Consider the following 2138-nt stretch of genomic DNA (forward strand, 5'->3'; position numbering starts at 1 on the left):
CCACCACTACGTGGTCCCCCCACCCCCGAGTGCGGGGGTGGGCAAGTTTATGGGGGGAAAAAAGAACCGCGTCACTACATCCCTTGCCATCTCCCTGTGGTACAAAGGGCAGGAAGTGTCGGAGTACTTCCTGCCTTTTGCATTCATTTATTACAATTTCATTCTGTAGTTTTCAAGCATATGAAAGAAGCCTGTTATATAAACGATATCTTCATTAACGCGGTAAATAACAATGTAGTCATGTTTATAAAGGGGAAATTTGCGATATCCTTTTGCCCGGAGGTAACTATCCTCGCAAAAGGCGAAGCTGGCAGCATCCTTTTCCAGGGTGTTGTAGACGTGCAGGATATCATCAAGAATATCGGCAGCAGCTTTCGGGTTCTTCAGCACTTCAGTTACATATACGATGGCTTTTTCGATTTGCTTCTCTGCCTGTTCAGCAATTAGAAGTTTATAGGCCATATTTCTTCCTCAATTCCGCCAGTGCTTCTTTGGCCGGTACCACTTTGCCTTCGGCTATCTGGGCTTCAGCGATTTCCAGTTCCCTGTAAAGGCTTTCTTTTCGGCGCATTTCTTCATACACGTCCATGCTCATAAGCACCATGTCTCCGTAGCCGTTTTTCGTAACAAAGACCGGTTCATGGGAGCTGTGGCAGAGTTCAGACATTTTTCCTGTGTCCTTCAGGTCTTTGATGGGGATAATCTTGGGCATAAAATCACATCCTTTCTATGGTATTATTATACCATAATTGTGGTAGATGAATTTATGGATACGTCCTTTCGAGCGTGAGGGTTCATAGGGGGGCAGCCGCGAAACGTCTGGGATTGAGATTGAGATCGGGATCGAGGTGGGCTGCGCCACATTGTCATTTCGACCGTAGCGAAGAGGAGTGGAGAAATCTCCCTGTTATACTGTGGCTGGGCAGCTGGTGGCTGGTAGCTGGGAAAAACATACAACCGGGCTTCGCCCGAGGGAGAACAAGCTAACCGCCCTGACGGGCGATGGAAAAGAGTTTCCCCCTTGCCCGCTTCGCGGGACTTACCCATAGGGAAGCATGTCACTGGATTTTCGGGTCGCTTTGCTTCCCTACAAATCCAGTTCCTTTGCCACCCCGCAAGCGGTGGCAGAACAAAGCTCCGTGAAACATTTTCTCAGAAGTTACTCAATTTTAAGCACGGGTTGTTGTGCCCCCGCACAGCGGGGGAAAGGTGGTGCCGTAGGCACCAAAGGGGGAAAAGCCGCTGCGAAGACCCTGCATAGGGTCTTCGAGTCAGCCAAAGTTGGCCCTTAGCCTGCCCATAAAAGGGCCTTCCTTTTAACTGGCTGACCGTGCGTGGCCAACTCAGCAGAATGTTTAGCACGAATTATGTAGCACAAAGCAAGCCCCGTAACGTCTTGCGTCCCCTTGAGGCGGAGACCCTGCATAGGGGTCTCCGAGTCAGTCGAAGTTGGCCCTGCATAAACTGATGAAGGAGTATCATAATTATTCTTACCCTCGTACACCCTTTTGCCGCTCCGCGGCACTTCCCCTCAAGGGGAAACGAGAAATATAGAGAGGCCTACCTTTTGCTTGACTGACCGGTGAAGAGGGCCACGTAGTGGCGAAGGGGTGGATGAAGGTAAGAATCGGAATGAAACGCTAAAGCGGAGCAGGCCGCCTTTCGGCGGTCAGGTCAAAAAATGAGTGACATACCGTTGCTTTGCCTCGTACACCCTTTTGCCGCTTCGCGGCACTTCCCCCAAAGGGAAGCGTGTCACGGGATTCTCAGTCGTCGTTGGCTCCCTACGAATCCCGTTCCCTTGCCACCTCAAGGGGAAAGAAAATGTGTGGGGACACGCAATGCAGTCATACTCTTCCTGTACCATTCCGGCGATTCCCCCTTTGGTGCCTTACGGCACCACCTTTCCCCCGCTAAAGCGGGGGCACTATGGACGCTGTGCTTCGCCCGACTTGCACATCCTATGCAGGATGTGCACAGTGTCCCTATGGACGCTCAGCATTGTGCCACATGACTCTGCAGGAAAGCGTAGAGCGGTTTATTCTGCCCCCTGAATAGGGGGAAGTCCGGCGCAGCCGGATAGGGGGTGGCCGCGGCCGCGGCCAGTTCAGCAGGATGTTACATGGAGAAATGAGGCA

At 51.8% G+C, this 2138-nt stretch carries 2 protein-coding genes; both read right to left on the reverse strand.

Going from position 1 to position 2138, the window contains the following annotated elements; translation table 11 throughout:
• Positions 1 to 150: 150 nt before the first annotated feature.
• A complete protein-coding gene (locus Q0482_RS08535; protein WP_299145457.1) occupies positions 151 to 462 on the reverse strand; it encodes a type II toxin-antitoxin system RelE/ParE family toxin in 312 nt (103 codons plus the stop codon).
• Positions 452 to 712 (reverse strand): type II toxin-antitoxin system Phd/YefM family antitoxin, encoded by a 261-nt coding sequence (locus Q0482_RS08540; RefSeq protein WP_299145459.1) that lies wholly within the window; start codon positions 710 to 712, stop codon positions 452 to 454. Before Q0482_RS08540 ends, Q0482_RS08535 begins: the two co-directional genes overlap by 11 nt.
• Positions 713 to 2138: the final 1426 nt, after the last annotated feature.

Source organism: uncultured Dialister sp. (assembly GCF_937959425.1).
In the GTDB taxonomy this organism is placed as follows: domain Bacteria; phylum Bacillota; class Negativicutes; order Veillonellales; family Dialisteraceae; genus Dialister.